General features: G+C 59.4%; 18 protein-coding genes. 10 read left to right on the top strand and 8 right to left on the bottom strand.

The window, feature by feature from the left end:
* Window positions 1-2: 2 nt before the first annotated feature.
* The 8 genes from AC07NR_RS03195 to AC07NR_RS03160 all read right to left on the bottom strand — a co-directional run bounded on the left by AC07NR_RS03195 (window position 3) and on the right by AC07NR_RS03160 (window position 10,538).
* Window positions 3-1,028 carry a hypothetical protein gene (locus AC07NR_RS03195; RefSeq protein ID WP_248738881.1) on the bottom strand — a complete coding sequence of 342 codons (1,026 nt, stop codon included), beginning with the start codon at window positions 1,026-1,028 and terminating at the stop codon, window positions 3-5.
* A 157-nt stretch (window positions 1,029-1,185) separates the two neighbouring features.
* The gene (locus AC07NR_RS03190) at window positions 1,186-1,542 is read right to left on the bottom strand and encodes a hypothetical protein (RefSeq protein WP_248738882.1); all 357 of its coding nucleotides are present in this window, start codon (window positions 1,540-1,542) and stop codon (window positions 1,186-1,188) included.
* Between the two features lie 135 nt (window positions 1,543-1,677).
* A complete protein-coding gene (locus AC07NR_RS03185; protein WP_248738883.1) occupies window positions 1,678-2,082 on the bottom strand; it encodes a hypothetical protein in 405 nt (134 codons plus the stop codon).
* Window positions 2,079-6,734, bottom strand: coding sequence for a polymorphic toxin type 47 domain-containing protein (locus AC07NR_RS03180; protein ID WP_495077782.1), 4,656 nt, complete (start codon window positions 6,732-6,734; stop codon window positions 2,079-2,081). Before AC07NR_RS03180 ends, AC07NR_RS03185 begins: the two co-directional genes overlap by 4 nt.
* Complete coding sequence (locus AC07NR_RS03175; RefSeq protein ID WP_423205322.1) at window positions 6,734-7,471, bottom strand: DUF4123 domain-containing protein; 738 nt, start codon at window positions 7,469-7,471, stop codon at window positions 6,734-6,736. Before AC07NR_RS03175 ends, AC07NR_RS03180 begins: the two co-directional genes overlap by 1 nt.
* Window positions 7,472-7,495: 24 nt before the next feature.
* Complete coding sequence (locus AC07NR_RS03170) at window positions 7,496-7,864, bottom strand: hypothetical protein (protein ID WP_495077781.1); 369 nt, start codon at window positions 7,862-7,864, stop codon at window positions 7,496-7,498.
* On the bottom strand, window positions 7,852-9,894 hold the full coding sequence (locus AC07NR_RS03165; RefSeq protein ID WP_495077780.1) for a type VI secretion system Vgr family protein: 2,043 nt from the start codon (window positions 9,892-9,894) through the stop codon (window positions 7,852-7,854). The genes AC07NR_RS03170 and AC07NR_RS03165 overlap by 13 nt, the downstream gene beginning before the upstream one ends.
* A gap of 128 nt (window positions 9,895-10,022) precedes the next feature.
* Window positions 10,023-10,538 (bottom strand): Hcp family type VI secretion system effector, encoded by a 516-nt coding sequence (locus tag AC07NR_RS03160; protein ID WP_007949952.1) that lies wholly within the window; start codon window positions 10,536-10,538, stop codon window positions 10,023-10,025.
* A gap of 528 nt (window positions 10,539-11,066) precedes the next feature.
* Between AC07NR_RS03160 and AC07NR_RS03155 the strand changes: the two genes are divergently transcribed.
* From AC07NR_RS03155 to AC07NR_RS03110, 10 genes are all read left to right on the top strand, one after another.
* On the top strand, window positions 11,067-12,689 hold the full coding sequence (locus AC07NR_RS03155; RefSeq protein ID WP_085712799.1) for a methyl-accepting chemotaxis protein: 1,623 nt from the start codon (window positions 11,067-11,069) through the stop codon (window positions 12,687-12,689).
* A complete protein-coding gene (locus tag AC07NR_RS03150; protein WP_248738201.1) occupies window positions 12,689-13,225 on the top strand; it encodes a chemotaxis protein CheW in 537 nt (178 codons plus the stop codon). The genes AC07NR_RS03155 and AC07NR_RS03150 overlap by 1 nt, the downstream gene beginning before the upstream one ends.
* Window positions 13,222-14,499 carry a CheR family methyltransferase gene (locus AC07NR_RS03145; protein WP_495077779.1) on the top strand — a complete coding sequence of 426 codons (1,278 nt, stop codon included), beginning with the start codon at window positions 13,222-13,224 and terminating at the stop codon, window positions 14,497-14,499. Before AC07NR_RS03150 ends, AC07NR_RS03145 begins: the two co-directional genes overlap by 4 nt.
* Window positions 14,496-15,179 carry a chemotaxis protein CheW gene (locus AC07NR_RS03140; RefSeq protein ID WP_248738199.1) on the top strand — a complete coding sequence of 228 codons (684 nt, stop codon included), beginning with the start codon at window positions 14,496-14,498 and terminating at the stop codon, window positions 15,177-15,179. The genes AC07NR_RS03145 and AC07NR_RS03140 overlap by 4 nt, the downstream gene beginning before the upstream one ends.
* Window positions 15,176-17,467: a hybrid sensor histidine kinase/response regulator gene (locus tag AC07NR_RS03135; protein WP_495077778.1), complete on the top strand. Its 2,292-nt coding sequence runs from the start codon at window positions 15,176-15,178 to the stop codon at window positions 17,465-17,467. The genes AC07NR_RS03140 and AC07NR_RS03135 overlap by 4 nt, the downstream gene beginning before the upstream one ends.
* Window positions 17,464-18,474, top strand: coding sequence for a chemotaxis response regulator protein-glutamate methylesterase (locus AC07NR_RS03130; protein ID WP_495077777.1), 1,011 nt, complete (start codon window positions 17,464-17,466; stop codon window positions 18,472-18,474). The genes AC07NR_RS03135 and AC07NR_RS03130 overlap by 4 nt, the downstream gene beginning before the upstream one ends.
* Before the next feature lie 48 nt (window positions 18,475-18,522).
* Window positions 18,523-19,524 carry a response regulator gene (locus AC07NR_RS03125; RefSeq protein ID WP_085712805.1) on the top strand — a complete coding sequence of 334 codons (1,002 nt, stop codon included), beginning with the start codon at window positions 18,523-18,525 and terminating at the stop codon, window positions 19,522-19,524.
* A 106-nt stretch (window positions 19,525-19,630) separates the two neighbouring features.
* Window positions 19,631-20,726, top strand: a protein-coding gene (gene prfB, locus AC07NR_RS03120) for a peptide chain release factor 2 (RefSeq protein WP_102621447.1) whose coding sequence is annotated in 2 segments (ribosomal slippage) — window positions 19,631-19,702 and window positions 19,704-20,726 — 1,095 coding nt in all. Because the reading frame shifts where the segments join, the coding sequence is not laid out codon by codon here.
* Between the two features lie 69 nt (window positions 20,727-20,795).
* A complete protein-coding gene (lysS, locus tag AC07NR_RS03115; RefSeq protein WP_248738196.1) occupies window positions 20,796-22,295 on the top strand; it encodes a lysine--tRNA ligase in 1,500 nt (499 codons plus the stop codon).
* A gap of 118 nt (window positions 22,296-22,413) precedes the next feature.
* On the top strand, window positions 22,414-23,118 hold the full coding sequence (locus tag AC07NR_RS03110) for a TetR/AcrR family transcriptional regulator (RefSeq protein ID WP_011332647.1): 705 nt from the start codon (window positions 22,414-22,416) through the stop codon (window positions 23,116-23,118).
* Window positions 23,119-23,160 lie beyond the last annotated feature (42 nt).

Raw genomic sequence — 23,160 nt, 5'->3', positions numbered from 1 at the left:
CATCAGACTTCCTGTTTCCAGGCTGAGAGTGTTATTACGGTGCCTTCTTTTTCCTTGTTGCGTATTTCCACTTTGTAGGTCCCGCCACCGATATAACCTTCGACCAGTGCTTTTTTGTCATTGCCGCTGATCTCGGCGTTTTTGGCCTGCAGCTTGTAGAAGTCCAGTACGCTTGCGTAGTCGGTATAGGTACGCAGGATCACCTCGAACTCGTGTTTAGGCCGGCCAGCCATCTCATCCCAGTCACCCTCCATGGGCGTGCCTTCCATGCCGGGTGTCGTGAATTCGCCATGTGCTCCGGCTCCGATCAAGTGAGCCCGTTGAGGAAGCATCGAGAGCATGGGTTTGGGGAAGTCGGCGGGAAGTTGCGAGGTGGTCCACGCCCCTTTTTCCGGATCTGTAGAAACATATTCGACAGTCGCAATTTTCTGCGCACTGGCCCGTGTTTCCGGGTCATCACTTTCGGCGCGGATGGCCAGCATGGGCGGTAACTGTTTGCTCCAGGTTACAAGAGAAGCGGCATCATCTTTTTTCGAGCCTTTGGGTTGGAAAATAGTCAACACCGTGTCCGGCAGATCATTGCAGGTCAACGCTTCTTCTCGGGATTTTACTGTGCAGTGTCCGTTTACCAGTCCGACCGCAACCAGCTGACCCTTTTCATCCAGCAGCAATGCAGCCCGCTCGAGACCGTTGTTCCCGTCGTTCATCGCCGTGATCATGGTTTTTCCGGCAGGAACTCCTTCGTCAAAAGATGAAAGTTCTGAATCCAGCGATTCGAGAACCTGTTGCACGATCATTGTGTTGTCGTTTGTATAGCTGCCCGTTGAATAACCGAGGAAATCAACTAATGCGGAACGGATCGCCGGATCATCGTTGAGTTTCGGGAGGCTTGGCGAAGAGGGATCATTTGTCAGTAGTAAAGCAACTGTACCGTCGGAACGGTTCTCTGAGTGTAGAGACAGGGCAGTTGCGTTAACTGAAAAAAACAGTGCGAGAAATAGGGTTAGGGGGCGTGTTAGATTTGTCAAAAGACAGTCCTTTGTGGTGGTTAAACCCGGGTTGATGTTTAGTGTTACTGGTGTCAGGAGAAATAAATCTGTCAAATTTTGTAATAAAATGATTTTTAGAAATAAAGATTAAAAGGGGGCGGATTTATTTTTTCAGCGAAAAACAGATCTTTCCCCTTTAGTCTGGCTTGTTATGAAGTTTTGTATTTTTCAAGCATTCAAGAAGGACCGACATGAAATGGCGCTTATCAATGGGCTCCTCAGAGAAGTACGTCGTGATTTCGGAAAATACGCGATTAAATTTTTCATTTTTATTTAAAAAGAATGTCAGTGTATCGATATACCATTGCTGCTCGCTTATGATGCGTTTTGTAAACTCAGGCTTGATCAGGGTGTTAAATAGGTGTGTTAGCTCATCATCATTATTTATGTCGGTTTTTGCAATTAGGTTTTCTACGGTTTCATCTTGATCGCTATTTATGTCGAAAGGGAATAGTAGCGATGGAATTATGTCAAGTGTCGGCTCTAGTTTCATTTTTAATTTTTCATATTTCGGAAATGATATTTTAGGTAGGCCGTTATCGTAATTGAAAGGGGACAGATTTATTTTCTTCGTCGAAAAATAAGTCTGTCCTTTTTTACTCTTCCTTTTTATTTTATTTTGGGGGGGTTATTTGTTTGTTTTTTTGCTGATGTGTACGCAGTCGTGGTCATCCATGTATGTCAAGGTTTTAAAATTTTCACCTATTATCCAGAATGGGAAGCCAGTTGTTTCGAGTAGCAACGCTTTGAGGTCAGTAGAAGACTCTAGTTTCCAAGCGTGAGCTTTGTTGTCGTGAACTATTATAGTGGGATATTCAAGGTCGTCTATGGTGTCAACTTTTTTCCAAAATTCAGGATCATGATTTTTTTCGGTGTTTTTCAAAAAATATGGGTCCAGCTTCTTCGCTGGGGAGGAGAAGAATGCGATCGTTAAATCGTTGATTAGGTTGGCTAGTTCAGTTTCGCTTAGTTTTTTATTTGCTAGTTTTTGCTCTTCTAAGACAGAGTCTATTTCTTTTTCTAGGTAGTTCATTGCGGGTCTCCAATTCTCGCGCGTGATACAGGCACTGATTCTAATAAGATGTGTCCTCTAACTGCGCCGCCAGTACCGCGTTTCCCCGGCGTCTGGTATCCAACATGGGGGTCTGCAGGACCATCAGTGGAAGGAACAAGACGAGGATCATCTATGTTTACTTCTGCCCCTTTGTTTTTGCCTTCTAGTACACGCCATTCTGTGGGGTAGGACTTTCCATACTGATCTTTTCCCCATTTTGTTACTGTAAATTCGTTTTTCGGCACACCAGTTCTAGTAAATGCTTCGTCCAGTCCTTTATGCATTTGCTGATAAGAGGTGCCCGGAGTTCCTCTCCAGTCTAAGTCAACTTCAGAGTTGAATTTCCATGTTCCGCCTGGAACTGGCTGTGGGCAATTTGTTGGTCCACTAGCTAGGCCGAGAGGATCCACCCATCCCGTAGGGTTAGGCACGTACTGGTAGTTATTCAGTCCACCCGCAAGCTTGATCGGATCCGGAGTCAGAAAACGCCCAGTCCCCGGATTGTAGTAGCGGTGCCGGTTGTAATGTAACCCTGTCTCGGCATCAAAGTACTGACCCTGGAATCGCAACGGATTGTCGATTTCACTGACATCCAGTGCTGCGAGGTTGCCGTAGGCGCGGTACTTCGCGGACCACATGATTTCGCCGCTGTAGTCAGTGAGTTCCTGCGGTGTGCCCAGATGGTCGAGCTGGTAGTAGAACGGCGTTGCCTTGCGCGGGCCTTCGCCGTCGAGCATGGCCAGCGGGCGGAAGCTGCCGGGTTCGTAGATGTAGGTGCGATAACGGTTGTCGCCGCTTTCGGCGATCAGGCGTTCGCCTTGCCACAGAAACTCGGTGGTTTGGCCATCGACGGTTTTCTCGATGCGGCGACCGAAAGCATCGTACTTGTAGGACGCGGTGCTGCCACCCGGAAGGCTCGCGCCGATCAGTCGATGCTGGCAGTCGTAACGGTATTCGGTGACGAGATTTTGTCCGGCGCCACGGCGCTCGCGGATCAGGTTGCCATAGGCGTCATAGTCGTAATGGCGGTCGCCTTGCATCAGCAGGCGGTTGCCTTTGACGTTGGCGAGGTTGGCTGTGCCTTCGTTGTTCTGGCCGAGCAAGTTACCGGCCGGGTCGTGGGCGAAGCTTTCCGGTGTCGCGCCACGCACGCTGATCAAGCGATCGAGCGGGTCGTAGTGATAGCTGCGGCTGCCTTTGCGGCTGTCGTCGATTCCGGCGAGGTTGCCGTTTGCGTCGTAGTTGTAGCGGCGCTGGAAAAGGTTTTTGTCGCGCTGGCTGACGCTGTGGGCCTGCAAGCGGCCCTGTTCGTCATATTGATATTGGCTGAGCAACAGGCCTTGCTGCCGTTGCTGTTCGCGACCACCGCTGAACTGGTGAGTCGTCAGACGCGAACCGTTGAGGTCGATGCCGCTGAGCATACCGCCGGGTTGGTGGCGGTAGTCGAGTTTGCTGCCATCGGGCAAGCGACAGTGCTTGAGCTGGCCGACGCTGTCGTACTCATAACGCAAGGTGCCCCAGCCCTGGTGTTCGGTGACGAGGCGGTCTTGTAGGTCGTATTCGTAGGCGAGTGGCCAGTGTCCGTCGTCGACGTTGACCAGGCGGCCGAGGGCGTCGTAGCTGTAGTGAATTTCTTCGCCGTCGGGAAGGGTCTTCACCAGCAACCGGCCTGCGGTGTCGCGTTGGTACTCAGTTACCAACTCGCTATCGTCTTCACCGAATTCGGTTTTCTTCAGCAATTGGCCGTTGAGGTCGTATTCGTATGCGGTGCGACGACCATCGAAGCCGGTTTCCTGTTGGATCAGGCCATTCGGGAAGTAGTCGAGGTGGTAATGCTCGCCGCGCTCGTTTTCGATCTCGGTCAGCAACAGGCGCGAGTTGTCGTAGCGGTAACGCAGCTGGCTGCCATCCGGGTTGATGCGACGGCTGACGAGGTGCAGTTTATCGGCGTATTCGTAACGGGTGACGCGGCCGAGTTCGTCGCGTTCGGCAGTGACATTGCCGTAGGCGTTATAGGTGAACGCGCGCGTTGCGCCGCCCGGCAAGATAATTTGTGCGAGGCGGTTGGCGGTATCCCACTGATATTGGGTGATGGCACCTGATTCTTCTTGCCGAGTTATTTGCCGGCCCAACGCATCGTAGCGGTATTTGCGTTGACCACCATCGGGCAGGCGTTCCTCAAGCAATTGACCGAGGTTGTTCCAGCCCAGTTGGTGGCGGCTGCCATCCGGGTGACGGATCTCCAGCAGACGTCCTTGACGGTCGTAGCTGTAGAACGTCGAATTTCCATCCGGGTCGATTTGCTGAGTGACATCACCCTGTCTGTTGCGTTGATACTTCCAGCTGGCTTTGCCACGGTGAACATCGCTGACGAATCCGTTGCTGTATTCGTACGTGGTGGCTTCATCTTCAGGAGGGATGACGGCGGTCATCAATCCGTTGTCGTCGTACCGGTATTCGGTCACGGCGCCGAGCGGATCTTTTTCCGCGACCAATTGGCCTTTGTCGTTATAGGCCTTGAGATGCTCGGCACCATCCGGATCGATCTTGCTGATCAATCGCGCCTGATCGTCGTGGGTGTAAACCTCTTCGCTGCCATCGGCGTTGGTAACGGTCACGCTGCCTTTGTCATCCCAGGCGTAGCGCGCGTCCATCTGCGAGAAGTTTGCCCAGTGGTGGATGCATCGAGCCAGTTTGCCTTCGTTCTCCCACTCCCAGAAGAAGCTCGCGCCGCCGGCCAGTTGCCGCTCCAGAATCACGTGTTGATCGTTGTAGCTATAACGCTCGGCTTCCCCTGAGGCGTTCTTTGCTTCAATCAACCGGTGTTGCGCGTCATAGGTGTAGGTGAACAGCGTCTGGACGGTGTTCCAGGCATCCTCAAGATTGTCCGCCGGTAGAAACTGCTGATAGTCCACAGCCACAATATGTTTGCGGTCGTAGCGTAAAAGCAGGGCACGACCTGCGCCGTTGTCGAGGCGTTTGATGCGCCCGTGGATGTCCCGTGTGACGTGCAGGCGATTGCCATAGCTGTCGCTGATGGCGATCAGGGTTGCGCCTTTGCTGTTGAAGCGGAAGTGGTAGAACGATGGGCGTTTGCCTGCTTGGGCCAGTACCAATTCGGACGGGTCATCGCCGAGGAAAATGGCTGCACGCGAGAGGCTGTTAGTGATCGCCGGGCGTTGCTCGCTTGGAAGCGGGAACGGTGTTGAGCGGTTTTCGTGGTCGGTCCAAACGACCTCATCGCCCACGATTTCGATGCGGTGGGCAAGAGCGTGACTCCAACCGTAGCCCAGGCCACAGTCGATTTCCACGGCGCTGGTTCTGTACAGGCGTGTCCATTCAAACGGCAGTAAGCCGTCAAGTTGGCCATCTGTCAGCGTCAGCAGCTCTTCGCCGGTGACCATCGAAACCGGGCATCCGTTGGTGCATGTCCCCGAGGCCGGCTCTGCACTTTTTTCCGCGGGCGACTTTGCCTGTTTGGAAGCGTCGTCACCGACTTTGCCATTACCCAGTTTTGCGTTCTTTTTCCCGTCGAAGCGCAGCTGAGAGACGCCGTTCCTCACCTTGGCTGTCACCCCACGCGCCGCAACAGCGGTGTACTTCGCGACATACTCCATAAAGCCATTGATGATTTTGAACAGCGACTTCACGAAGCTGGTGACAGCATTGATGACAAGCTCACCGTACTTCTTCAGTCGGGCGGCGAGGTAGATAACCCCTGTGCCTTCAGCCGCAATGGTCAGGACCACGCCAATCACGATGTCGATCGCGATGCCGACGACAATGGCCGTGGTCATCTTCGCAACGTCGCCGGCCATTTTCATTGGCGGCAAGCCTGCCAACCAGATCACGGCACTGCGTACCAGCAGGAACAAAGCGGCTTCGTCGCTGGCCAGCAACATGGCTTTTTTCATGATGTCTGGCGAACTTTCGGCGACTTTGATCAGGTCCTGGACGCCGGCACCGAGATCTTTTGCAAATTTCTTGGGGTCTTGCAGAATGTCGAGCACCAGACTGATGCCATCCCACACGCCTTTGATCGCTTCCCAGCCACCCTCAAGAATTCCGTTGCCGATCGCCATCGCTGTGCCCGAAGCCGACAGATTCGACCATTGCGGCTTGAACCCGGCCCACTCCTTGCGCAGGAAACCTTCAAGGTCTGCTGTTACGCCGCTGTAGGAGCTGAACAGAGCGTCGATCTGCGCAGGCGTCACTTCGTTGTGAACACGGATTTTGTAGAACTTGCCGGGAATTCCGCCGGTCCAGCTGGCCTTGCCTTGCTGATCGAGTTTGACCTTGCTGACTGCACCACCTTCCACTGCGACGATCTCGACTTCGATATCGCCGATGGGAATGTCATAAACCGATTCGAATTTACTTTCGATCAGCAGCGGTCCCTTCAACGGGCATTGAGCCACGTTCGAAGAGAAGTCGCCGTCGGTCATGCTCACCGACTTACTGGTGTTGCCAACCTTGATCACTCGCTCCATGCCCAAAAGGGAAGGCAGGTCGGCTGCCCGACTGGCCTTGTCGGCGGCTCTCGCGTACCAGGTCTTGGTCTGTTCCTGATACAGCTTCAAACTGTCCTTGAAGGTGTTCAGTTGGTTGTCAACAAAGGCAACGCGATCCATCAGCCTTGCTCCAGAATCAGGTGGTTTAACAGTGCTTCTTTAAGGTTGTCCGGAGCATCCGGGCGACGCACGAAACGGGTGATTTTCAGTTTCAGGTTGTTCTCGGGCCATGCGCTGTAGAGGTCCGGGCGTGCTTCTTCGAGCCATTGCATCAAGTTGCCGACCAGCGTCGTGTGATCCTCTTTCGCCAACTGATCCAGCAACCTCTTCGGCACCTCCCACCACGGCCACTCCTTCACCTTCGGCACCACCCTCGGTCCGACTTCCAGGCTGCGGCCATTGATCAGATACCGCTCAAACACCGGCAGCACCTCCCCAGCGCTCTCACCCAACCCATCAAGAATCGGATAGATATGCCGCCCATCCCAGAACCGGAAAAACACTTCGGTCCCGTCCGGCATTTTCACCTGGGTCAGGCTGCGCAGGTGTTCGAAAACTTCGTTGGGTTCGGAGCGGGAGACCGCCAGCCAACCCCAGTCGAGGGCGTCGGTTTCGGTGATCCAGGGCAGGAAAGCCGAGTTGGCCTTGAGTTCGGCGACGTAAGGCATCACCGGTTGCCAGGTGGAGTAGGGCGTTCCGCCCCAGACGGGAATGGCCTGGACGGACGGTTCGCTCTGATACAAGGTCTTCAGCGCGTCGGCATCGCTGGCGGCGCTGACGATCAGGTACAGGCGTTCGTTCGCCTTGAGCGGGTGCGCGGAGAGCCAGGCCTGGGGGGTGATTTTTTCAGATGCCACAACAACCGTCCTTGATGGGTGAGCCTATTGGCTCATATCCGCTTCTATGTGTTCTTCGTAACCCGAAAGCCTTTTCAGCACGCTTTCGTTTTCTGCGTATTTTTCTTTCAACTGCTTCAGTTGCTGATCTGTGCCTTTGCAGTATGTGTTCGCTTCGCTGGCGAGCCGGTGAATGTTGTCAGGGTCGGCCGGGTCTTGCTCGGGAATATCACCGCGAAGCGAGTCACAGTTGTTTCTCTTGATTACGTAGCTGGATACGTCGTCGGGTACGGTGCTGCGAGCCTCGGCGGCGGAAGCAGTCATTGGTTGATTCAGCAAGACACTCAGCAAGCAGGCTGCAAAAACTCGCATTGAGTTTGCCCATGCGAATCTCTCGACAGTCAGATCGTGCATGCACCCGCCTTACACTTCTCACACTCTTCACAAAACGGTGCATTACGCTTGAGGGTATTGATCTGCGCCGGCGTCAGCACAGCGCCCGCCTTATCGGCATCCGCCTGTTTCAGCACGCCCGGCATCAACGGCGCCGCCCCCGTGCCGCTCCCCGGTCCACCACCGGAGTTGATATTGATTGCCGGCCCACTCATGGTCACGCCGCCGCCATCGATCTTGATGAAGCTGCCACCGCCGACCAACGTCAGTTCGGCCCCGGCCTCCAGCACCACTTTCATGCCGCTGCTCAGGTGAATTTCCTGCCCGGCGTCGATGAATTGCCCGGTGCCGATCTTGATGTGCTGGTTCACGCCCACGGTCAGGTGGTCGTTGGCGCGGGCTTCGACTTTGCGGTCTTCGTAGACGGTGTGGTGTTCTTCGGCCTTGAATTCGGTGTAGCTATTCTTTTCCACGACGTCGTGGCGTTCGTTGCCGACGCGGATTTTCTGGTCGTGTTCGATGTTCTCGTCCCAGTCGCGCTGGGCGTGGAGGAAGATCTGTTCCTGGCCTTTCTTGTCTTCGATGCGCAGTTCGTTGAAGCCGCCACCGCCCATCGAGCTCAGGGTCTTCAAGGTGGTGCGCGTCTTGTTCGCCGGCAGCGCGTAGGGGACGGTGTTTTCCTTGTGGTACAGGCAGCCGCTGATCAGCGGCTGGTCGGGGTCGCCTTCGAGGAAGGTCACCAGCACTTCCATGCCGATGCGCGGGATGGCGATGCCGCCGTACTGGGCGCCGGCCCAGGCTGACGACACGCGCAGCCAGCAACTGGTCTTGTCGTCGGCCAGGCCGTCGCGATCCCAGTGGAACTGCACTTTGACGCGGCCGTATTCGTCGCAGTGGATTTCCTGGCCTTGCGGGCCGGTGACCACGGCGCTCTGGCTGCCGAGGATGCGCGGTTTCGGGTGGCGCAGGGGCGGGCGGTTCGGCACGTCCCACGGGGTGGCCTGGAAGCGGTTGCGGTAGCCCTGATGGAAATCGTCTTTCAGCGCCGTGGTGTCACTGGTGACGGACTCTTCCAGCACCTGCGGCTGCTTGCCTTCGTGGTGGACTTCGGTGAGTAGCCAGAGGTCGTTCCACTTGGCTTTCGGGTGTTCCTTCAGCGCGAGGAAATGGCCGCTGACCAGCAACGGCTGGTCGCTCTTGCCCTCGGCGAGCTGGAAGTCGCTGCGATGGCGTTCGAGGGCGCGTTTGGCCAGGTGCTTGCCGCGCTCGCGGTCGACGAAACGGCCGGGGTAGTCGTAGTCCTCGAGGTCGGGCAGGGCGTCGCCACGGTTTTCGCTTTCGAGGGTGATCCGCGGTTTTTCGAAGTCGTAGTCGCGGCGGGTGGTGCGGCTGGTGCGGGTTTCCAGGCGCAGGTCGAAGCGCTTGATCACCGGGTCGCTGGCGACCATGCCGGAGTCCTGCTGATAGGCCACCGGCGCCAGTTTGTGGAACACCGTCTGGTCATCGCCGAACACCAGTTTGTGCGCGGAAACGCTGTGCTGGAAGTGGTAGTGAATGCCTTCTTCTTCGCACAGGCGCTGGATGAAATGCAGGTCCGATTCGTCGTACTGCACGCAGTAGATACGCTCGGGGTAGATCGAACCGGTCTGGAATTCGTAGGCGTTGCCCTGGATGCCGTGTTCTTCGAGGACCTTGCCGATGATTTTCGGCACGCTGAGGTTCTGGAAGATCCGCTGGTTGATCCGGTGCGCCAGGTACGAAAGCTGCGGGCGCAGGGTCACGGAGTAGCGCGTCAGGCGCTTGCCGGAATCGCCCTGCGCGGCGCGGTCGATCAGGCCGTGGATGCCGCTGCCGTCGGGCGACAGCTGCAGGAAGGCCGGCTTGTGCAGCAGGGTTTCGAGGTCCAGCGACGGCTGCTCACTGACCAGCTCCACCTCGAAGGCAAACGGCTGGCTGATGGCTTCCCGACCGGTGAGGGTAAACACCTGGAAATCGGCGGAAAGCCCTTCGATGGTCAGGGCAAAGTGGGTTTCATTGGCCGGCGCGAACATCCCTTGTTCCTCGTGCTGTACAGCGGCGCCCGTCGACCGCAAGACCGGTCAGCGCGCGCGAAATTCTGGAGGGGCGTAAACAACATCGACCAGCAGAGCTGGCCGATGCTTGAAACGATCAGCCGTAATTAAACGACTGGAGCACGCCAGTCATCGGAACCCGAAGTACCGGATACTTCGTGGGTCCAGGTGATTTTGCGGTAGGTGAACTGCACTTCTTCCAGGTGGGTGAAGTGCGCGTTGCCTGGATCCTGGCAGTTGTGCATTTTGTTGTTGATGGCGACGATGATCGCGTCTTCCAGTTTGGTGGTGTAGTAGTGCTCTTGGGTGCCTTGAGCCGAAGTGCGGTACCACTGGATAACGATTTCGCTCATGCGCTCGCCGGAAGTCAGTGCTGCTTGCAGCAGAGGCGAAGCCTTGTCGTAGACCTTGGTGATCACGACTGGCTTGTGCACGCGCTGACCGGTTGGCTGACCGGATTGCGGGTCACGCGGGATGATCACGTCGTGGGTGAAAGCCTGAACCATGACCTGGTCTTCGTGGCCTTCCTGATAGGTGTTGCCAACGGAGTCGGCGGTGAAGGCGCCGGCAGTGATCAGGCCTTGTTTTTCGCCGGTAACCGACATGTACGCTGGTGTTGCCATGGGAGGTGCTCCTTGCGGATAAAGTTAGGGTGCCCGGGAGGCGAAATCGCCCGGTGGGTGCCAAAGCTATATCAAGGACCGTGCCAGGTTTTCCAAAGTCTCCGTGATACGGGGGTGAAACTGCTGTTTAGTGCATGTTTCAAGATGTTTCATGCCAATTTAAGGCCAAAAGTGCGCAACTTCTTGCGCAGTGGTGTGCAAGAAGTTGCGCACTTGGCTACAGGCGACGGAACCCGGGGGCTGTAGAGGAATCAAGCGGCGATTTTGCGAAACAAGTGCGCAAGAAGTTGCGCACCATGGCACATGGCTATGTCGGTGCCAGACCTCTCCGTTGCAGAAATGGCCAATCCATCGCCCCTTTTTGCCATTGCGCCACTGGCACGTTGCCCTGCGATTCCTTGAAAGTCCTTATCCAGAGCCCGTCACGTTTACGCTCGGGCGGCGCGAGCGCGGCAAACCGTCTTATAAATGAAACACCGCCCTCAGCTATACTCCCCCGCAATTTCGATCTGGCCCCGAGGACTGACTGTGAAGAACTGGACGTTGCGCCAACGCATTTTGGCGAGCTTTGCGGTGATTATCGCCATCATGCTGTTGATGGTGGTCGTCTCGTATTCACGGTTGTTGAAGATCGAAGCCGGCGAACAGAGCGTGCGTCAGGACGCGGTGCCGGGGGTGTATTTCAGCTCGATGATTCGCAGTGCCTGGGTCGACAGCTATCTGCAGACCCAGGAGTTGCTGGGCCTGAAAAAAGGCCAGGGCATCAGTGCCGAAGACGCGGCGGACTTCAAGTCTTTCGAAGCGCGTCTCAACGAGCAGATGGGCAACTACGAAAGCACCGTCACCACTGCCGAGGACCGGGCCGAGTACACCGTGTTCAAGCAGGACGTGCTCAACTACAACAAGATTCAGGCGCAGGTGCTCGACCTGCATGTGCGCAACCAGGAGGACGCGGCCGCGAAGTTGTTCAATGAACAACTGACCCCGGCCTGGACGGCCGGCCGCATGAAACTCAACGACATCATTCGCGAAAACAAGGCCGTTGCCGATGAAGCCATGAACAACATCGACGACGCGGTCGCGGCGGCGAAAGTCAGCATGGGCATCTCCCTGCTGGTGGCCGTGCTGGCCGCCGGTCTGTGCGGTCTTCTGCTGATGCGCGCGATCATGGCCCCGATGAACCTGCTCGTGCGGATTCTCGACACCATGCGCACCGGCGATCTGAGTTCGCGCCTGAACCTGGGCCGCAAGGACGAATTCAACGCCGTGGAAACCGGCTTCAACGACATGATGACCGAGCTCACCTCGCTGGTGTCTCAGGCCCAGCGCTCGTCGGTGCAGGTCACCACGTCGGTGACCGAGATCGCCGCCACCTCCAAACAACAGCAGGCTACCGCCACAGAAACCGCCGCCACCACCACCGAAATCGGTGCGACGTCCCGCGAGATTGCGGCGACCTCCCGTGACCTGGTGCGCACCATGACCGAAGTCTCCACCGCTGCCGATCAGGCTTCGGTGCTCGCCGGTTCCGGGCAGCAAGGCCTGGCACGCATGGAAGACACCATGCACTCGGTGATGGGCGCGGCGGATCTGGTCAACGCCAAACTGGCGATCCTCAACGAGAAGGCCGGCAACATCAATCAGGTCGTCGTGACCATCGTCAAGGTCGCTGACCAGACCAACCTGTTGTCCCTGAACGCCGCGATCGAAGCGGAGAAGGCCGGCGAATACGGTCGCGGTTTTGCCGTGGTCGCCACCGAAGTGCGGCGTCTGGCGGATCAGACCGCTGTTGCCACGTATGACATCGAACAGATGGTCCGCGAGATCCAGTCGGCGGTGTCCGCCGGGGTGATGGGCATGGACAAGTTCTCCGAGGAAGTGCGTCGCGGCATGGCTGAGGTGCAGCAGGTCGGCGAGCAGCTGTCGCAGATCATCCATCAGGTGCAGGCGCTGGCGCCGCGGGTGTTGATGGTCAACGAAGGCATGCAGGCCCAGGCTACCGGTGCCGAGCAGATCAACCACGCGCTGGTGCAGCTGGGTGATGCCAGCAGCCAGACCGTCGAGTCGTTGCGTCAGGCCAGTTTCGCCATCGACGAACTGAGCCAGGTGGCCGTGGGCCTGCGCAGCGGCGTTTCGCGATTCAAAGTCTGATGAGCGAAATCATCGCCAAACGCAGCGCTGCACCGGTGGCGAAGCAGACGTTGTTCCTGCTGTTTCGCATCGGCAACGAACGCTACGCTCTGCGTGCCACGGAGGTGGCGGAAGTGCTGCCGCGCCTGCCGCTGAAGCCGATTGCCCGGGCGCCGCACTGGGTGGCGGGGGTGTTCGCCTATCGCGGTTCGGTGGTGCCGGTGATCGACCTCAGCGCCCTGACGTTCGGCCAGCCTGCCGAAGCGCGCACCAGCACGCGACTGGTGCTGGTGCATTACCGCGCCGACGATTCACAACCCTCGCAATGGCTCGGGCTGATCCTCGAACAGGCCACCGACACCCTGCGTTGCAACCCGGATGAATTCCAGCCCTACGGCCTCGACAATCGTCAGGCGCCGTACCTCGGTCCGGTGCGTGAAGACGCCCGGGGCCTGGTGCAATGGGTGCGGGTCAACGATTTGCTCGACGATACGGTGCGCCCGCTGCTGTTCCCGACGCCGCCGCTGGATCCGGCGCGGCTTGAGGATCTGCCATGAGCAGTGACCAGCGCTTCTTCGATTTCCTCAAGGAACGCATCGGGCTCGACGTCGCTTCGGTAGGGCCGGCAATCATCGAGCGGGCGGTGCGCCAGCGCATCATCCTGGCGCAAATGGTCACGGCCGATGAATATTGGCAAACGCTGCAAGGCTCGCGGGACGAACAGCAGGCGTTGATCGAGGCGGTAATCGTCCCGGAGACCTGGTTTTTCCGTTACCCGGAATCCTTCGCCACCCTGGGCAAACTGGCGCGCAAACGCCTGGCCGAGCTGAACAACATGCGGGCGCTGCGCATTCTCAGCCTGCCGTGCTCCACCGGTGAAGAACCCTATTCGATTGCCATGGCGTTGCTCGATGCGGGCCTCAAGCCCCATCAGTTCAAGGTCGACGGCATGGATGTCAGCCCCCTGTCGGTGGAGAAGGCGCGGCGGGCGTTGTACGGCAAGAACTCGTTTCGCGGCCAGGAACTGGACTTTCGCGAGCGGCATTTTTTCGCCGAGAACGAAGGTTATCGGGTGAATGAAATCGTCCGCGAGCAAGTCCGCCTGCAGGTCGGCAACGTGCTCGATCCGTCATTGCTGGTCAACGAACCACCGTTCGATTTCGTGTTCTGCCGCAACCTGTTGATCTATTTCGATCAGCCGACCCAGCAGCAGGTATTCGCCGTGCTCAAGCGCCTGACCCATGTCGACGGCGTGCTGTTTATCGGCCCCGCCGAGGGCAGTCTGCTCGGGCGGCTGGGCATGCGCTCGATCGGGATTCCGCAGTCTTTCGCGTTCAGTCGCCACAGCGATCCGCAGCCCGAACCGCTGCCGATGCCGGTCGCTCTCCCGTCCCCGTTACCCGTGCGCCAACCGGTGCGCAGCACGCCACCGCCGCCGGTGCGCAATCGTCCGTTTGCCGCTGTGACGCCGTTGCCCGCCACCGCCAAAAGCACGAATCCCGACGCGGCGACCCTGCTGGCCAACATTGCCGCCCTGGCCAATGAAGGCAAAAGCGCCGAGGCCCGGGCCGCGTGCGAACAGTATTTGCGCAGTCATGAGCCGGTGGCTCAGGTGTTCTACTGGCTCGGGCTGCTCAGTGATGTCGCCGGTTCTGCTCTCGAAGCCCAGAGCTACTATCGCAAAGCCTTGTACCTCGAACCGCAACACCCCGAAGCCCTGATGCACCTGGCCGCGCTGCTGCAGGCCCAGGGTGACACGGCCGGTGCCAGACGATTGCAGGAGCGCGCCGCCCGCAGCGGCCGCACCGCCGACAGTGAGCGTAAACGATGATCCCGTCCGACACCTTGAACGTCACCCACGAAGACGCCCGGGCCATCGACGATTGCTGGAACCGCATCGGCATCCACGGCGACAAGTCTTGCCCGCTGCTGGAAGAACACATTCATTGCCGCAATTGCTCGGTGTATTCCGCCGCCGCCACGCGCCTGCTCGACCGTTATGCGTTGCAGCAGGACGAGCGCGATCCGGTGGCGAGCCAGGTTGAAACCGAGCTGAAAACCCGTTCGCTGCTGATGTTCCGTCTTGGCGAGGAATGGCTCGGACTGGCCACTCGCAGTCTGGTGGAAGTCGCACCGTTGCAGGCGATTCACTCCTTGCCGCACCAGCGCTCCCGGGCCTTGCTCGGCGTGGCGAACGTGCGCGGGGCGCTGGTGGCGTGCCTGTCGCTGGTCGAACTGCTCGATCTTGACGGTAACGCCGCCCCGGCGACCGGCGCGCGGATCATGCCGCGCATGCTGATCATCGCGGCCCAGGGCGGGCCGGTGGTGGTGCCGGTGGACGAAGTCGACGGAATTCACGCCATCGACGAACGAATTCTCGATGCCGCGTCGCGTTCCGGGGCGCAGGCCAGTGCCAAATACACCCGAGGCGTGTTGCCTTTCAAAGGTCGCAGCCTGCGTTGGCTGGATGAAGAACAGCTGTTGTCCGCCGTGTCCCGGAGCCTCACATGACCCCCGAGCAAATGCGCGACGCCTCCCTGCTGGAGCTGTTCAGCCTCGAAGCCGAAGCCCAGACCCAGGTCCTGAGTGCCGGGCTGCTGGCGCTGGAACGCAATCCGACCCAGGCCGATCAGCTTGAGTCGTGCATGCGGGCGGCACACTCGTTGAAAGGCGCGGCGCGGATTGTCGGCATCGACAGCGGCGTCAGCGTTGCTCACGTAATGGAAGATTGTCTGGTCAGTGCGCAGGAAGGGCGGCTGTTCCTGCGCCCGGAGCATATCGACGCGCTGTTGCAGGGCACCGATTTGCTGATGCGCATCGCCACCCCGGCCAATGGTCCGCAACCCGCGGACATCGAGGCTTACGTAGCATTGATGGGCGGTTTGCTCGATCCGGCGGCGCCGGCCGTGGTGGCCACCGCTCCGAGCGCACCACCGATGGCCGAGTTGCAGCTTCAGCCGCCAGTGGTTGAGCCAACGCCCGTTGAAATCCCCGTCGAGGTGGCCGAGCCGGAGCCTGCGCCGCGCAAGAGCAAACGCACCACAGAAGGTGGCGAGCGGGTGCTGCGGGTCACCGCCGAACGCCTGAACAGCCTGCTCGATCTGTCGAGCAAATCCCTGGTGGAAACCCAGCGTCTCAAACCGCACCTGGCCACGATGCAGCGCCTCAAACGCATGCAGAACAACGGCCTGCGGGCGCTGGAAAGTCTCAACGTGCATCTCAAGGAGCATGCCCTGAGCCTCGAAGCTCAAGAGGCGCTGGAAGATGCGCGGCGACTGCTCGCGGAATCCCAACAATTGCTGGCGGAGAAAAACGCCGAACTCGACGAGTTTGCCTGGCAAGCGAGTCAGCGCGCGCAAGTGCTCTACGACACCGCGCTGGCCTGCCGCATGCGGCCATTCGCCGATGTGCTGTCCGGCCAGGTGCGGATGGTGCGCGACCTCGGTCGCAGCCTCGGCAAACAGGTGCGGCTGGAGATCGAGGGCGAGAAAACCCAGGTCGATCGCGATGTACTGGAGAAACTCGAAGCGCCGCTGACCCATCTGCTGCGTAACGCGGTCGATCACGGCATCGAAACACCGGAAGAACGTCTGCTAAAAGGCAAGCCCGAGGAAGGGCTGATCCGACTGCGTGCCTCACACCAGGCCGGACTGCTGGTGCTGGAGTTGAGTGATGACGGCAACGGTGTGGATCTGGAAAAAGTCCGCCGCAGCATCGTCGAACGCCAGTTGTCGCCGGCGGAAACCGCCGCTCAGTTGAGCGAAGAAGAACTGCTGACGTTCCTGTTCCTGCCGGGTTTCAGTCTGCGGGACAAGGTCACCGAGGTGTCCGGTCGGGGCGTCGGCCTCGATGCCGTTCAGCACATGGTCCGCCAGTTGCGCGGTGCGGTGGTGCTGGAACAGACGGCGGGTGAGGGCAGTCGCTTCCATCTCGAGGTACCGCTGACCCTGTCGGTGGTGCGCAGTCTGGTGGTGGAAGTCGGCGACGAGGCCTACGCGTTCCCGCTGGCGCACATCGAGCGCATGTGCGATCTGGCGCCGGACGACATCGTGCAGGTCGAAGGGCGCCAGCACTTCTGGCACGAGGGCCGGCATGTGGGGCTGGTTGCGGCCAGTCAGTTGCTGCAGCGCCCGGCGAGCCAGAACAGCGGCGACACGCTCAAGGTCGTGGTGATCCGCGAGCGCGATGCGATCTACGGCGTTGCGGTTGAACGCTTCATCGGCGAGCGCACGCTGGTGGTGCTGCCGCTGGACGAGCGGCTGGGCAAGGTACAGGACATTTCCGCCGGGGCCTTGCTCGACGATGGTTCGGTGGTGTTGATCGTCGACGTCGAAGACATGCTGCGCTCGGTGGACAAGTTGCTGAACACCGGGCGTCTGGAACGCATCGCCCGCCATGGCAATCAGGCCGCAGAAGCCGCGCGCAAACGGATTCTGGTGGTCGATGATTCGCTCACCGTGCGCGAACTGCAACGCAAGCTGCTGCTTAATCGCGGCTATGACGTCGCTGTCGCGGTAGACGGCATGGACGGCTGGAACGCCTTGCGCTCCGAGGATTTCGATCTGCTGATCACCGACATCGACATGCCACGCATGGACGGCATTGAACTGGTGACGCTGCTGCGCCGCGACAATCGCCTGCAATCGCTGCCGGTGATGGTGGTGTCCTACAAGGATCGCGAAGAAGATCGTCGCCGTGGACTGGATGCCGGGGCGGACTATTATCTGGCAAAGGCCAGTTTTCATGACGATGCCCTGCTCGACGCAGTGGTTGAGCTCATCGGAGGAGCGCGGGCATGAAGATCGCAATCGTCAACGACATGCCCCTGGCGGTGGAGGCCCTGCGCCGGGCGCTGGCCTTCGAGCCGGCGCATCAGGTGGTGTGGATCGCCAACAACGGCGCCGAAGCGGTGCGCCTGTGCGCGGAGAACACCCCGGACCTGATCCTGATGGACCTGATCATGCCGGTGATGGATGGCGTCGAGGCCACCCGCCGCATCATGGCCGAGAGCCCCTGCGCGATTGTCATCGTCACCGTCGACCGCCAGCAGAACGTGCACCGGGTGTTCGAAGCCATGGGCCATGGTGCGCTGGACGTGGTCGACACCCCGGCCCTCGGCGCCGGCAATGCCCAGCAGGCGGCCGCGCCACTGTTGCGCAAGATTCTGAATATCGGCTGGCTGATCGGCGAGAAAACCGCTCGCGCCCGCCCGGCCCAGACAACGCCGCGCAGTTCCGGGTCGTGCCAGCGGCTGGTGGCGATCGGCTCGTCAGCCGGTGGGCCGGCGGCGCTGGAGGTCTTGCTCAAAGGCCTGCCACGCAACTTTTCTGCGGCCATCGTGCTGGTGCAGCATGTCGATCAGGTGTTCGCCGCCGGCATGGCCGAATGGCTGGCCAGCGCCAGCGGCCTCGACGTGCGTCTGGCCCGGGAGGGCGAGCCGCCGCAGGCCGGCGCGGTGTTGCTGGCCGGCACCAACCATCACATCCGGTTGCTCAAGAACGGCACGTTGGCTTACACCGCCGAGCCGGTCAACGAGATCTACCGCCCCTCGATCGACGTGTTTTTCGAAAGCGTCGCCAATTACTGGAACGGTGACGCAGTAGGGGTTTTATTGACCGGGATGGGACGCGACGGGGCTCAAGGGCTTAAGCTCATGCGCCAACAGGGTTACCTGACCATCGCGCAGGATCAGCAAAGCAGTGCGGTGTACGGCATGCCCAAGGCCGCCGCGGCCATCGATGCAGCCGTAGAAATCCGTCCACTGGAAAAGATAGCGCCACGATTGCTGGAGATTTTCCCCAAATGAACGCATTACTCCGCAATCCAGGCCCCCGCAGCACTCAGGTGACCGCCCATGAATGACTTACAGATCGATGACATCAAAACCGACGAGAACGCCGCCATGGTGTTGTTGGTGGACGATCAGGCGATGATCGGCGAAGCCGTGCGCCGCGGGCTGTCGAATGAAGAGAACATCGACTTTCACTTCTGCTCCGACCCGCATCAGGCCGTGGCCCACGCCGTGCGGATCAAGCCGACCGTGATCCTGCAGGATCTGGTGATGCCCGGCCTCGACGGCCTGAGCCTGGTGCGCGAATACCGCAATCACCCGGCGACCAAGGACATTCCGATCATCGTGCTGTCGACCAAGGAAGATCCGCTGATCAAGAGCGCGGCGTTTTCCGCCGGGGCCAACGATTACCTGGTGAAACTGCCGGACAACATCGAACTGGTGGCGCGCATCCGTTATCACTCGCGCTCCTACATGACCCTGCTGCAACGGGACGCGGCCTATCGCGCCTTGCGGGTCAGCCAGCAGCAATTGCTCGACACCAACCTGGTGCTGCAACGCCTGATGAACTCCGATGGCCTGACCGGGCTGTCCAACCGCCGGCATTTCGACGAGTACCTGGAGCTGGAATGGCGCCGCTCGCTACGTGACCAGAGTCAGTTGTCGTTGCTGATGATCGACGTCGATTACTTCAAGTCCTACAACGACACCTTCGGCCACGTCGAAGGCGACGAGGCCCTGCGCAAGGTCGCCACGGCGATCCGCGAGGCCAGCGCCCGGCCGTCCGATCTGCCGGCGCGTTATGGCGGCGAAGAATTTGCGCTCGTGCTGCCCAACACCTCGCCGGGCGGGGCGCGGCTGGTAGCGGAGAAGCTGCGTCAGACTGTGGCGGCGCTGAAGATTCCGCACAATGCGCCGGCCGAAGGGGCGAGCCTGACCATCAGCATCGGCCTGGCGACCATGGTGCCGGAGGCGGGCAGCGACTGCCGGTTGCTGATCTCGGCGGCGGACCGTGGCCTGTATCTGGCGAAGAACAACGGGCGCAACCAGGTGGGGATCGAGTGAACCATCGGGTTCATTCGCGTCGAGAGCCGCCAGACGGGCTGCCGTGACAGCTTGATTACGTTATACTCGCCGGCTTTCAAAAGTTCGCCAACGAGTGCTGCCCGTCATGGAAATCAACCCGATCCTGAACACCATCAAGGACCTGTCCGAGCGCTCCGAAACTATTCGGGGGTATCTTTGACTACGATCAAAAGCATGAGCGTCTGATCGAAGTCAATCGCGAGCTTGAAGATCCTGCAGTCTGGAACAAACCTGAATACGCCCAGGAACTGGGCCGCGAGCGCGCTGCGCTGGCGCAGATCGTCGACACCCTCGACGAACTGAACGGTGGCCTGGCCGATTGCCGCGAGCTGCTGGACATGGCCGTTGAAGAGAACGACGAGGGCGCGGTCAACGACGTCGTCGAAGTCCTTCAAGGTCTCGAAGAGTCCCTGTCCAAGCTCGAATTCCGCCGTATGTTCAGCCACGAGATGGACCCGAACAACGCCTACCTGGACATCCAGGCCGGTTCCGGCGGCACCGAAGCCCAGGACTGGGCCAACATCCTGCTGCGCATGTACCTGCGCTGGGCCGACAAACGCGGTTTCGACGCGACCATCATGGAGCTGTCGGCCGGTGAAGTCGCCGGGATCAAGGGTGCCACCGTGCACATCAAGGGCGAATACGCCTTTGGCTGGCTGCGTACCGAGATCGGCGTGCACCGTCTGGTGCGCAAGAGCCCGTTCGATTCCGGCAACCGTCGCCACACCTCGTTCTCCGCTGTTTTCGTCTCGCCAGAGATCGATGACAAGGTGGAAATCGAAATCAACCCGGCAGACCTGCGGATCGACACCTATCGTTCCTCCGGTGCCGGTGGTCAGCACGTAAACACCACCGACTCGGCCGTACGTATCACCCACGTACCGACCAACACCGTGGTCAGCTGCCAGAACGAACGTTCCCAGCACGCCAACAAGGACACCGCCATGAAAATGCTGCGGGCCAAGTTGTACGAGCAGGAAATGCAGAAGCGCAACGCGGCGTCCCAGGCGCTGGAAGATACCAAGTCGGACATCGGCTGGGGTCACCAGATCCGTTCGTACGTGCTCGATGCCTCGCGGATCAAGGATCTGCGTACCAACATTGAACGCAGCGACTGCGACAAGGTGCTCGACGGCGATATCGACGAATACCTGGAAGCCAGCCTGAAATCGGGGCTGTAAGCTTTCACCCGACCTCAAGTCCCCCGCCATCGGCGGGGGCAACGAACCTGTGATGGAATATTTAAAGACATGAGCGACCAACAACTCGACCAGGCCCTGCAACAGGAAGAAAACTCCCTGATCGCCCTGCGCAAGGAAAAGCTTGCTGCCGAGCGCGCCAAGGGCAATGCCTTCCCGAACGACTTCCGCCGCGACAACTACTGCGAAGCACTGCAGAAACAGTACGCGGACAAGACCAAGGAAGAGCTGGCAGAGGCTGCGATCCCGGTCAAGGTTGCAGGTCGCATCATGCTCAACCGTGGCTCGTTCATGGTGATCCAGGACATGACCGGTCGCATCCAGGTCTACGTCAACCGCAAGACCCTGTCCGAAGAAACCCTGGCCGCGGTGAAAACCTGGGACATGGGCGACATCATCGCCGCCGAAGGCACCCTGGCCCGTTCCGGCAAGGGCGACCTGTACGTCGAGATGACCAGCGTGCGCCTGCTGACCAAATCCCTGCGCCCGCTGCCGGACAAGCACCACGGCCTGACCGACACCGAACAGCGCTACCGTCAGCGCTACGTTGACCTGATCGTCAACGAAGACGTGCGCCAGACCTTCCGCGTGCGTTCGCAAGTGATCGCGCACATCCGCAGCTTCCTGATGAAGCGCGACTTCCTCGAAGTCGAAACGCCGATGCTGCAGACCATTCCTGGCGGCGCTGCGGCCAAGCCGTTCGAAACCCACCACAACGCGCTGGACATGGAAATGTTCCTGCGTATCGCGCCGGAGCTGTACCTGAAGCGTCTGGTGGTTGGTGGCTTCGAAAAAGTGTTCGAGATCAACCGCAACTTCCGTAACGAAGGCGTTTCGACTCGTCACAACCCTGAATTCACCATGTTGGAGTTCTACCAGGCTTACGCCGACTACGAAGACAACATGGACCTGACCGAAGAACTGTTCCGCGAACTGGCGCAGCTGGTTCTGGGCAGCACCGACGTGCCGTACGGCGACAAGGTGTTCCACTTCGGCGAGCCGTTCGTGCGCCTGTCGGTGTTCGACTCGATCCTCAAGTACAACCCTGAGCTGACCGCCGATGACCTGAACGACATCGACAAGGCTCGCGACATCGCCAAGAAGGCCGGCGCCAAGGTGCTGGGCTTTGAAGGTCTGGGCAAGCTGCAGGTGATGATTTTCGAAGAGCTGGTCGAGCACAAGCTGGAACAGCCGCACTTCATTACCCAGTACCCGTTCGAAGTGTCGCCGCTGGCCCGTCGCAACGACGACAACCCGAACGTCACCGACCGTTTCGAGCTGTTCATCGGCGGCCGTGAAATCGCCAACGCCTACTCCGAGCTGAACGACGCGGAAGACCAGGCCGAGCGCTTCATGGCGCAGGTGGCCGACAAGGACGCCGGCGACGACGAAGCCATGCACTACGACGCCGACTTCGTTCGCGCGCTGGAGTACGGCATGCCGCCAACGGCCGGTGAAGGTATCGGTATCGACCGTCTGGTGATGTTGCTGACCAACTCGCCGTCGATCCGCGACGTGATCCTGTTCCCGCACATGCGGCCGCAAGCGTAAGTGTTTCAATAAAAAAGCCGCCTGAAATGGGCGGCTTTTTATTGCCTGTCTGGTACAAACGTATCAAATGGTTACTTTTGAAAAAAACAACAGAGGAAGTCCTGTCGTGATCGGTGCAATGGCTCAAGAGGGTGCAGCGGGTATCGCCACTGCGGTCGCTGAAAGTGTTCAGTACCAGGGCCGCAAGGCCAGCCGACAGGGCAGCGAGCAGCGTCGGCAGGACATTCTCGATGCGGCGATGCGCATTGTCGTGCGCGACGGCGTGCGCGCCGTGCGCCATCGTGCGGTGGCGGCCGAGGCCGGTGTGCCGTTGTCGGCCACCACCTATTACTTCAAGGACATCGATGACCTGCTCACCGATACCTTTGCCCAATACGTCGAACGCAGCGCGGCCTACATGGCCAAGCTGTGGATCAACAACGAAGGTTTGCTGCGGGAAATGGTTGTCAGCGGCGACGGCAGCCCGGAGTCGCGTTCGCAACTGGCGGATGACATTGCCCGGCTGATGGCCGACTACGTGCACCGGCAACTGGTCAACCGCCGCGAGCATTTGATGGCCGAACAGGCGTTCCGCCAGGAGGCGTTGCTCAATCCGCGTCTGGCGGAACTGGTGCGTTCCCATCAGCAGATTCTGTTGCAGGGCACCTGCCAGTTGTTCCAGGTGCTGGGCTCCCGCGAGCCGCAGCAGGATGCCAAGGTGTTGACGGCGATTATCGGACGGATGGAATATCAGGGCCTGCTCAACGACGCCGAGCCTTTGGCCGAAGAGGACATGCTCGGCATTCTGACGCGCTATATGCATCTGGTGCTTGCGTCGGTGTAACGCTCCCACAGGTCCGGTGGCGAGTTCGGTTCATAGGGAGTG

The organism is Pseudomonas sp. GW821-FHT09C09, assembly GCF_059418105.1.
Note: the sequence above shows the minus strand (reverse complement) of the source record. Positions and strands in the feature narration are given on the sequence as shown.

Coding starts and splice junctions, on each gene's coding strand:
- AC07NR_RS03190 (WP_248738882.1), bottom strand. CDS start 1,542: ATGAAACTAGAGCCGACACTTGACATAATTCCATCGCTACTATTCCCT.
- AC07NR_RS03185 (WP_248738883.1), bottom strand. CDS start 2,082: ATGAACTACCTAGAAAAAGAAATAGACTCTGTCTTAGAAGAGCAAAAA.
- AC07NR_RS03180 (WP_495077782.1), bottom strand. CDS start 6,734: ATGGATCGCGTTGCCTTTGTTGACAACCAACTGAACACCTTCAAGGAC.
- AC07NR_RS03170 (WP_495077781.1), bottom strand. CDS start 7,864: ATGCACGATCTGACTGTCGAGAGATTCGCATGGGCAAACTCAATGCGA.
- AC07NR_RS03165 (WP_495077780.1), bottom strand. CDS start 9,894: ATGTTCGCGCCGGCCAATGAAACCCACTTTGCCCTGACCATCGAAGGG.
- AC07NR_RS03160 (WP_007949952.1), bottom strand. CDS start 10,538: ATGGCAACACCAGCGTACATGTCGGTTACCGGCGAAAAACAAGGCCTG.
- AC07NR_RS03150 (WP_248738201.1), top strand. CDS start 12,689: ATGAGCGAAATCATCGCCAAACGCAGCGCTGCACCGGTGGCGAAGCAG.
- AC07NR_RS03145 (WP_495077779.1), top strand. CDS start 13,222: ATGAGCAGTGACCAGCGCTTCTTCGATTTCCTCAAGGAACGCATCGGG.
- AC07NR_RS03140 (WP_248738199.1), top strand. CDS start 14,496: ATGATCCCGTCCGACACCTTGAACGTCACCCACGAAGACGCCCGGGCC.
- AC07NR_RS03135 (WP_495077778.1), top strand. CDS start 15,176: ATGACCCCCGAGCAAATGCGCGACGCCTCCCTGCTGGAGCTGTTCAGC.
- AC07NR_RS03130 (WP_495077777.1), top strand. CDS start 17,464: ATGAAGATCGCAATCGTCAACGACATGCCCCTGGCGGTGGAGGCCCTG.
- AC07NR_RS03125 (WP_085712805.1), top strand. CDS start 18,523: ATGAATGACTTACAGATCGATGACATCAAAACCGACGAGAACGCCGCC.
- lysS (WP_248738196.1), top strand. CDS start 20,796: ATGAGCGACCAACAACTCGACCAGGCCCTGCAACAGGAAGAAAACTCC.
- AC07NR_RS03110 (WP_011332647.1), top strand. CDS start 22,414: ATGGCTCAAGAGGGTGCAGCGGGTATCGCCACTGCGGTCGCTGAAAGT.